We start from the raw sequence: 331 nt of genomic DNA on the forward strand, positions 1-331 counted from the left end.
TCCGTATACGGCGGTTCATTAATTTAAGCATTCTGAATAGACTGGAGTTTCTTGGATATGTTCAATAGTCCAAGAGATTCCAGTTTTTTATTCGTTAAAGTGTATAACAAGGTTTTACTGTGAGCTGTTCTCCAATATCCCTTGCGGGTGTTGGAGAATGTTCTAGCTTGATTCCTTGTCATTCCTAGTTTCATTAGATTCTTAAGTCTAGTTTTGGGTTTCTTCCATGACTTCCAAATATATTGTCTGATTCTTGAGCGAAGCCATTTATCCATGCTTTGGATGAATGTTTCCATTTTCCCAATTCCGTAATAGTTGAGCCATCCAACCA

The 331-nt window shown here is 37.5% G+C and carries 1 protein-coding gene; it reads right to left on the bottom strand.

The window, feature by feature from the left end:
• Positions 1-23: 23 nt before the first annotated feature.
• A partial coding sequence (locus tag IV57_RS12885) for a group II intron maturase-specific domain-containing protein (protein WP_275472418.1) occupies positions 24-331 on the bottom strand: 308 nt, incomplete at its 5' end.

It is taken from the genome of Companilactobacillus kimchiensis (assembly GCF_001438805.1).
GTDB lineage: Bacteria > Bacillota > Bacilli > Lactobacillales > Lactobacillaceae > Companilactobacillus > Companilactobacillus kimchiensis.